The organism is Nonomuraea sp. NPDC003707, from assembly GCF_053587055.1.
The window spans coordinates 124,595-133,340 of record NZ_JBSFNK010000036.1; the positions used below are offsets into that span (position 1 = coordinate 124,595).

Genomic DNA, 8,746 nt, shown 5'->3' on the forward strand with positions numbered 1-8,746 from the left:
TATGTCAGTTCTGACATAGTTGAGCGGAAAGGGCGGCCATGCGCGCGTTGGTAGGTGTGGTGGGGCTCATGGTGGGAGTGCTGACGGCCTGCGGGGGCGCGGCCAGCACCGGTGCCGCGGCGCCCGGCCCGAGCACGGCTCCCGCGGCGACGAGTTCGGCCCCGGTTCCCGAGGCGACGACGTCGGCCCCGATTCCCACGGGGCCGAACGTCTCCGGGTGCTTCACCGAGGCGGACGGCAAGATCTTCAAGCACGACGGCGATCTGCCCGGCGTGATCACCGGCGACGGCCCGGTGGGCGTGGTCATCACCTATGAGCGCCGGGGCAACGTGTGCACGTGGCGGCCCCTGTCGGACCGCCTCGTGGCCGCCGGCTACCGCGTCCTGCTGTACGCCAGGACCTCCGCCATCCTCCCCGAGGACGGCGCCGTCGCGATGGCCGGGCGCCTGGCCAAGGAGCCGGGCGTCAAGCGGATCTTCCTGGTCGGCGGCTCGATCGGCGCCACCACCGCCGTCCCCGCCGCCCTGCGGCTCGGCTCGGAAGTGGCCGGCGTGGTGGCCGTCTCAGGCGAGATCAGCGCGGAGAACGCGGCCAGGCTGACCGTCCCGCTCCTGCAGATCGGCTCCGCGAACGACGGGTACGGCGGCGCCGACGACCTGGCCACGGCGCACGCCGCCGCCACGAAGGCCCCCGACAACCAGACCATGGTCATCCCGGGGGAGAGCCTGCACGCCTCGGCCCTGTTCGCCGGCCCTCACGGGAAGGACGTGCTCGACCGGATCGTGGCGTTCATGGACCGGCACAAGGGCTGATCTCGACCAGGTTGTCGTGGAAGCCCGGCCCCCTGCCCATGTCCCCGTCCCGCTCGGCCACGACCGCGTTCGGGTTGGCGCCGCCGGGGGTCAGCTTCGGCCAGCGCCCCTTCGGCGAGGCCACCACCCCGGCCGGCACGCGGTCGCTGATCTCCACGTCCGCCAGGAACTCGCCGCCGTCGTTGTGCACGCGTACCCGCTGACCGGCCACCAGCCCCCGGGCCGCCGCGTCGGCCGGGTTGACCAGCACCACCGGGTCCTTGGCGCGGCGGCGCAGCTCCGGGTTGTTGCCGAAGGTCGTGTTGAGGAACGTGTGCGCCGCGGGCGTGACCAGCGCCAGCGGGTACGGCGAGCCGCCCCTCGCGCCGGCCGTGTGGGACGGCGTGTACGCCTTGCCCGCCGGCGGGAAGCGCATCCTGCCCGACCGCGTCGGGAAGCCCTCGGCGAACGGCGTGAAGGGCTCGGGGTAGTTCATCCGCACCCAGCCCTCCTTGCGCAGCCGGTCCAGCGTGATGCCCTCCAGCGACGGGTGCCCGCTCGACAGCAGCTGCTCGGCCAACTCCAGGTCCGAGTCGAACAGCGACGGCTCGGTCATCCCCATGTGCGCCGCCAGCCGCCGGAACGTCTCCGTCGTGGACAGGCACTCGCCGGGCGGAGGCTCGGCGGGCTCGTTCCAGAGCAGGTAGAGGTGCCCGTATCCGGCGTGCAGGTCCTGGTGCTCGGTCTGCATGGTCGCGGGGAGCACGATGTCGGCGTAGTCCACGGTGTCGGTCGGGAACTGCTCCATGACCACCGTGAACAGGTCCTCGCGGGCGAGCTGCCGCCTGATCGCGTTCGCGTCGGGGCTCGAGCCCGCCGGGTTGGCCGCGTACACCCACAGGCATTTAACGTCGTCGAGCTGAGACCCCAGCTTGGTCATGACGAGCGTGCGGACGGGCTTGGCCAGCAGATCGTCGCGGGTGTCGATGTCGAAGTGCACGTGGCCGCTGGTGGAGTACGCGATGCCGCCGCCGGGGTGGCGCCAGTCGCCGGTGACGCCGGGGATCGAGGCGAGCGTGCGCAGCGCGGTGCCGCCGCCCTGGTGCCGCTGGAGGCCCTGCGTGGCGCGGATGGCGGTCGGGCGGGTGTGGGCGAGCCGTATCCCCAGGCTGTGGATGGCGGAGGCGGGGATGCCGGTGACTTCGGCCACAGTCTCGACCGGATATTTCAGGATTTCCTGGCGGAAGTCCTCCCAGCCCTCGGTGTGCTCGGCCAGGAACTCCTCATCCTGCGCGTTCTCCGCCAGCACGACGTTGAGCAGCCCGAGCGCGAGCGCCGCGTCCGTGCCCGGCCTGATCGCCAGGTACTCGTCGGCCTGGTCGGCCGTCCTGGTGCGGATCGGGTCGATGGCGACGACGTGCGCGCCGTCCGCCCGCGCGTCCTGGATGAACTTCCACAGATGGTGGCCGCTGGTCAGCGTGTTCGTGCCCCAGAGCAGGATCAGCTTCGCCAGCGCGAAGTTCTCGGGGTCCATGCCGCCCGGGGTGCCGTTCGTCCGCATCAGGCCGCTGCTGCCGGCCGCCGAGCAGATGTTGAGCCAGTGCTTGGAGGCGCCCAGCATGTTCCAGAACCGCCGCCCGGCCACGCCCTCGCAGCCCTGCAGGTAGCCGAGCGTGCCGGTGCCCAGGTACGGCCAGATGGCCTCCCCGCCGTGCTCCTCGACGATGCCGCGCAGCCGCACCGAGATCTCGTCGAGCGCCTCGTCCCAGGAGATGCGCTCGAACTGGCCGGAGCCCTTGGGGCCGACGCGGCGCATGGGGTGCAGGATGCGGTCGTCCGCCCGGGTGTGCTCGAGGTAACGGTTGACCTTCACGCACAGGGCGCCCCTGGTGTACGGGTGGTCGGGGTTGCCGCGGAGCTTGGCGGCCCTGCCGTTCTCCACGGTGACCACCCAGGAGCAGCCATCCGGGCAGTCCAGCGGACACGCCCCCAAAACCCTCAATTCACCCGACATGGGACACAGACTACGTCCCGCACCTGGAATGACGGCAGACGCGGAAATGCGTGTAGCCTGCCCGGTGCGACGATTGCGGGGGCGATTGAGGACACTGGAAGCCTAGAGATCGCACGGTCCGGCCGGGAAGGTGCAGAATCGCTGTCGGTGGCCGAAATCAGGGAACGAGATGACACGGAGGACCTCGAGGGGGATCCAGCCGTGGATGAGTCACGCGCGGAAAGCGACGTCTACGTTGTAGAGCCGCTGCTGCCCCAGCGTCTTCGCCGCCCCTCCGACCTGCTGCGCTTCTTCGCCACGCTCATCGTGCTCGGCGCGGTCGTCCTGCTCGCGCTGGTCGCCAAGCAGACGCTCATCGGCCTGGAGGCCGACGTCAAGGAGGGCGCGCAGCTCGTACCGCTGCTCAGCAGGATCGCCGCGTTCCTCGGTGGCGCGGCCGTGCTCATCGTGCCCGCGGCCTTCGCCGTCGAACGGGTCTTCCACCGCGACGGGCTCCGCGTCGCCGAAGGGCTGATCGCCGCGATCATCGGCATGGCCGGGTCGTTCCTGCTCGGGCAGTGGCTGGTCGCCGGCAATGCCGAGGACCTGCGCGTGCTGCTGACCGGCGACCGGACGATCGAGCCGGTGAACACGCTGCTCACCTCGGTCGTCGCGTACGCCACCGCCGTCCGCATCTCGCGCCGCCCCACCTGGCGCATGCTGATGTGGACCACGATCGCCCTCTACGTCCTCGCCTTCTTCTCCGGCCGGCAGATCACGATCCCGAGCGCCATCGTCACGGTGCTGGTCGGCATGGTCATCGGCTACGCCACCCTCTACGGCGTCGGCAGCCCCAACACCAGGCCGGCGGGCAGCGCTCTGGTGGCCGCGCTGCGCAAGCTGTCGTTCGCGGTGGTCTCGGCCCGCCGCATCGAGGACGACCACCAGGGCAGCCGCCGCTACGCCATCGGGCTCAAGGACGGCACCAGCCTCGACGTCACCGTGCTCGACCGCGACCGGCAGGTGGCCGGGCTGCCGTACCGGCTGTGGCGGCGCATCCGGCTCAACTCCGAGACCAGGCGCCGGGCCATCAGGTCGCTCCGGGCGGAGCTGGAGCGCGAGGCGCTCATGGCGTACGCGGCCCAGGCGGCCGGCGCGAGCACCCCCAGGCTGCTCGGCACCAGCGAGATCGGCACCGAGGCCGCGATGCTCGCGTACGAGCACATCGAGACGCGCCCCCTCGACGAGGTGCCCGACGAGCAGATCGACGACGAGCTGCTCGCCCAGATCTGGGAGCAGGTGGAGCTGCTGCAGATCCAGCGCCTGGCGCACCGGCGGCTCACCGGCGACAGCATCCACCTCGACCGGGCGGGCCGCGTCGTGCTGACCGACGCGCGCAGCGGCGAGATCGCCGCCGGTGACCTGCTGCTCAGGCTCGACATCGCCCAGCTGCTCACCTACCTGGCGCTGCGCGTCGGCCCTGAACGCTCCGTACGGACGGCGGCGGCCGTCATGGGGCCCGACACGCTGGCCGCCGCCATGCCGCTGCTCCAGCGCATCGCGCTGACCAGGGAGACCCGTTCGGCCCTCGCCAAGAACAAGAACCTGCTGGCCGGCATCCGCGAGCACATCGTCGCACTCAAGCCGCAGGGCAAGGTCGAGGAAGTACGCCTCGAACGCTTCAAACCGCGCACCCTGATCACGATCATCGCCAGCACGCTGGCCGCGTACATCGTGCTCTCCCAGCTCAGCCGGGTCGACATCTACCGGGTGGTCACCACGGCCAACTGGGCCTGGTCCGGGGTGGCGCTGGTCGCGTCGTTCGTCAGCTTCGTGGCCGCGGCCCTGATGCTGCGGGGCTTCGTGCCCGAGCCGCTGCCGCTCTGGCGTACCGTGCTCGTGCAGTTCGCCTCGTCGTTCGTCAAGCTCGTCGCGCCCGCCGCCGTGGGCGGCGTCGCGATCAACACCCGCTACCTGCAGAAGCGCGGCATCTCGCCGGCCAGCGCGGTGGCCAGCGTGGGGGCCTCACAGCTCATCATGCTGGTCTTCCACATCGCGCTGCTGCTGCTGTTCGCCTACATCACCGGCTCCACCACGACCACGTCGTTCACCCCGTCGCGCGGCCTCGTCCTGGTGCTGCTGGCGGTCGCGGTGCTGGTCGTGGTGGTGCTCGGCGTGCCGCCGCTGCGCAGGCTGGTGACCTCCAGGATGCGCAAGCTGTTCTCGAACGTGCTGCCCAGGCTGCTCGACGTGCTGCAGTCGCCGCGCAAGATGGTGGAGGCGTGCACGGGCACGCTCATGATCACCCTGGCGTTCGTGCTCTGCCTGGACGCCTGCGTGGCCGCGTTCGGCGGCTCGCTCAGCTTCACCGCCGTCGCGGTCGTCTACCTCACGGCCAACGCCATCGGCTCGGCCGCACCCACACCGGGCGGTCTGGGCGCGGTCGAACTCGCGCTCGCGGGCGGCCTGACCGTGGCCGGCGTGCCCGCAGAGCTGGCCACCTCGGCCGTGCTGCTGCACCGGCTGCTCACGTTCTGGCTCCCGGTGCTGCCCGGCTGGGCCGCCTTCACCTACCTCCAGCGGCACGAATCCCTGTGATCAGCGGGCCGTGTAGCGCTCGGTGATCTTGTCGATGGCGCCCAGCTCGTCCTCCGTGAAGGCCGGGCCGTCCACGCACGCCACGTTGTCCTCGAGCTGCCGCACGCTGCTGGCCCCGATGAGCACGCTCGTCACCCGCGGGTCCCTGAGCGTCCACGACAGCGCCATCTGGGCCAGCGTCTGGCCGCGGCCCCTGGCGATCTCGTCGAGGCCGCGGGCCAGGTCGAGGTCGATCCGGTCGGCGCTGAGGAACCTGCTCGTCGCCGCCCGCGAGTCCGCCGGCACGCCGCCGAGGTAGCGGTCGGTCAGCAGGCCCTGCGCCAGCGGCGAGAACACGATGCAGCCCATGCCCGCCTCCTCCACCGCGTCGAGCAGCCCGTCCTCGATCCACCGGTTGATCATGGAGTAGGACGGCTGGTGGATGAGCAGCGGCGTGCCCAGCTCGCGCATGATCCGCGCGGCCTGGGCGGTCTGCTCGGCCGAGTAGTTGGAGATGCCCGCGTAGAGCGCCTTGCCCGAGCGCACGGCCCGGTCGAGCGCCCCCATGGTCTCCTCCAGCGGCGTCCCCGGGTCGGGGCGGTGGCTGTAGAAGATGTCGACGTACTCCAGCCCCATGCGCTTCAGCGACTGGTCGAGGCTGGCCAGGACGTACTTGCGCGATCCCCACTCGCCGTACGGGCCCGGCCACATGTCGTAGCCGGCCTTGGTGGAGATGATCAGCTCGTCCCGGTACGGGGTGAAGTCCTCGCGCAGGATGCGGCCGAAGTTCGTCTCCGCCGAGCCGTACGGGACGCCGTAGTTGTTGGCCAGGTCGAAGTGCGTCACCCCGAGGTCGAACGCGCGCCGCAGGATCGCCCGCGAGTTCTCGATCGGGCGGGTGTCGCCGAAGTTGTGCCACAGGCCCAGCGAGACCGCGGGCAGCTTCAGCCCGCTGCGACCGCTGCGGTTGTACGGCTGCCGCTCGTAGCGCCGGTCGTCGGCCTGATAGGTCATGAGGTGCCCCTCTCGATGATCCAGGAGAGCGCGAAGGCCTCCTCGCGCCAGGCGTCGTAGCGCCCGCTGCGGCCGCCGTGCCCGGCGCCCATCTCCGTCTTGAGCAGGAACGGCCCGCCGTTCGCCGTCGCCCGCAGCCGGGCGACCCACTTCGCGGGCTCGTGGTAGAGGACGCGGGTGTCGTTCAGGCTGGTGATGGCCAGAATCGGCGGGTACGCGCGGCCGTCCACGTTCTCGTACGGGGTGTAGCTCTTCATGTAGGCGTAGACATCGGGGTTGTGCAGCGGGTCGCCCCACTCGTCCCATTCGATCACAGTGAGCGGGAGCGACGGATCCAGGATGGTGTTCAGCGCGTCCACGAACGGCACCTCGGCCACCACGCCCGCGAACTCCTCCGGTGCCAGGTTCGCGACCGCGCCCATCAGCAGGCCGCCGGCCGAGCCGCCCCTGGCGATGACCCGCTCGCTCCAGCCGGTCGCCTTAAGGTGCCTGGCCACGGCCACGAAGTCGGTGAACGTGTTGCGCTTCCTGGTGAGCTTGCCGTCCTCGTACCAGCGGCGGCCCATCTCACCGCCGCCCCTGATGTGCGCGACGGCGAAGACGAACCCGCGGTCGAGCAGCGAGAGCCTCGGGACTGAGAAGCCGGGGTCGATGGAGGTCTCGTAGCTGCCGTACCCGTACAGAACGGTCGGCGCGGGCTTTGCGGAGTCCTTGCGCTTCACGATGGACACCGGGATCCTCGTGCCGTCCTCGGCCGTGGCCCACTCGCGGAACTGCTCGTAGTCGGCCGGGTCGTAGCCGCCCAGCACCGGGCGCCGCTTGAGCAGGATCAGCTCGTGCGTGTCGAGCTCGTAGTCGTACACGCTGGGCGGGGTGACCATGCTCGTGTAGGCCAGCCTGAGCCGCGTCGTGGTGAACTCGGGGTTGCCCGCGGGCCCGACGTCGTAGAGCGGCTCGGGGAAGTCGATCTCGTACGCGTTCCGCTCGGCGGCCTCGATCCGCTCGCGCCGGCCCTGGACATCGGCCGGGTACGGCAGCACGCGCAGACCGGTCAGCCCGTCGCGGCGGAAGTGCACCACGGCGTGGTCGGAGAAGGCGTCGATCTCCAGGAGCCTGGTGTCGTCCCGGTGGGCGATCAGCGGCGTCCAAGTGCCAGGGGCGTCGAGCGGGGCGGTGGCCAGCTCGAAGTTCTCGGCGTTCTCGTTGTGGAGCACGTAGAAAAAGTCGCCCGCGTGCTCGACGCCGTATTCGACGCCGGTCTTCCTGGGCCGCACGACCGTGAACTCACCGGCGGGATCGGTGGCGTCGAGAATGCGCACCTCGCTGGTGATCTTGCTGCCCGCGCCGAGCACGAGGTATTTCTCGCTGCGCGTGAGGCCGATGCCGACCCAGTAACGCTCGTCGGACTCCTCGTAGACCAGCACGTCCTCTTCGGTGCCGAGGGTGTGCCGGTAGACCTGGAACGGGCGCCAGGCGTCATCGACGCGCGTGTAGAAGAACGTCGAGCCGTCGGCCGACCAGGCGCCGCCGTAGAAGATGTCGGTGATCTCGTCGGGGAGCAGTTCGCCTGTTTCGAGGTTCTTGAACTTCAGCGTGAATCGCTCGTCACCCTTGAAGTCGGTCGAATAGGCCAGCATCGTGCCGTCGGGCGAGACGGAGCTGGTGCCGATCGAGAAGAACGGGCTGTCGCCGGCGAGCTCGTTGCCGTCGAGAATCACCTCCTCGCGTTCGAGAGTGGCTCCCGGGGTGATCTCCGGAGGCGCGTCGCTGTCGGCCGGGACCCGGCAGGAGACGGCGTACTGCTTGCCTTCCGAGGTGCGCGAGAAGTACCACCAGGAGCCCTTGCGGCTGGCCACCGAGAGGTCGGTTTCCTGCGTGCGGCCCTTGATCTCCTGGAACACCTGCTCCTGGAGATCGGAGAGGTGAGCGGTCTGCTGTTTGAGAAACTCGTTCTCCGCCTCCAGATAGGCGGTGGTATCGGGATCTTCCTTGTTGCTCAGCCAGGCGTACTCGTCGATGACGGTGTCACCGTGGTGGGTGCGCTCAGTCGGAACCTTCTTCGCCACTGGCGGCGTGTTACTGCTCACGTGGGGAGTCTATGTTCGGGCGTGATCGATCTGTGTCCGTCGTACGCGGCGATCCGGCACGAGGGGTCGGGAGCGCTGCTAATCTTGAAGAGCCGAAGCAGTCCGGCACAAGCCTTCTTCCTCCTCCATCACGGCGGACGTGCGCGTCCACTCGTGAGGGCTGGTAAGTTAGAGGGGTTGTCCCGGAAGCGGGGCGGGTCTTAATTCCAGCAAGTCGAGCAAGTCGGGTCAATTTGACAGGGACTTGAACGGCTGAAAGAATAAAGACACAACGAAATGAACGC

Annotated in this window: 5 protein-coding genes; 2 read left to right on the forward strand and 3 right to left on the reverse strand. The window is 69.8% G+C overall.

Going from position 1 to position 8,746, the window contains the following annotated elements:
• Positions 1-38 precede the first annotated feature (38 nt).
• Positions 39-812, forward strand: a complete 774-nt coding sequence (locus ACWDRB_RS53925; RefSeq protein WP_449908305.1) for an alpha/beta hydrolase — start codon at positions 39-41, stop codon at positions 810-812.
• On the opposite strand, the gene ACWDRB_RS53930 is transcribed toward ACWDRB_RS53925, so the two are convergent.
• Positions 790-2,805: a molybdopterin-containing oxidoreductase family protein gene (locus ACWDRB_RS53930; protein ID WP_449908307.1), complete on the reverse strand. Its 2,016-nt coding sequence runs from the start codon at positions 2,803-2,805 to the stop codon at positions 790-792. The genes ACWDRB_RS53925 and ACWDRB_RS53930 overlap by 23 nt on opposite strands.
• Before the next feature lie 201 nt (positions 2,806-3,006).
• Here ACWDRB_RS53930 and ACWDRB_RS53935 point away from each other — a divergent pair, with 201 nt between their 5' ends.
• Positions 3,007-5,382, forward strand: coding sequence for a lysylphosphatidylglycerol synthase transmembrane domain-containing protein (locus tag ACWDRB_RS53935; RefSeq protein WP_449908309.1), 2,376 nt, complete (start codon positions 3,007-3,009; stop codon positions 5,380-5,382).
• On the opposite strand, the gene mgrA is transcribed toward ACWDRB_RS53935, so the two are convergent.
• Both mgrA and ACWDRB_RS53945 read right to left on the reverse strand, forming a co-directional pair.
• Positions 5,383-6,375 carry an L-glyceraldehyde 3-phosphate reductase gene (mgrA, locus tag ACWDRB_RS53940; RefSeq protein WP_449908311.1) on the reverse strand — a complete coding sequence of 331 codons (993 nt, stop codon included), beginning with the start codon at positions 6,373-6,375 and terminating at the stop codon, positions 5,383-5,385.
• The gene (locus ACWDRB_RS53945; RefSeq protein ID WP_449908313.1) at positions 6,372-8,462 is read right to left on the reverse strand and encodes a S9 family peptidase; all 2,091 of its coding nucleotides are present in this window, start codon (positions 8,460-8,462) and stop codon (positions 6,372-6,374) included. Before ACWDRB_RS53945 ends, mgrA begins: the two co-directional genes overlap by 4 nt.
• Between the last annotated feature and the right edge of the window lie 284 nt (positions 8,463-8,746).

Excerpts from the sequence above, each read along its gene's own strand:
- ACWDRB_RS53930 (WP_449908307.1), bottom strand. The coding sequence starts at position 2,805 with ATGTCGGGTGAATTGAGGGTTTTGGGGGCGTGTCCGCTGGACTGCCCG.
- ACWDRB_RS53925 (WP_449908305.1), top strand. The coding sequence starts at position 39 with ATGCGCGCGTTGGTAGGTGTGGTGGGGCTCATGGTGGGAGTGCTGACG.
- mgrA (WP_449908311.1), bottom strand. The coding sequence starts at position 6,375 with ATGACCTATCAGGCCGACGACCGGCGCTACGAGCGGCAGCCGTACAAC.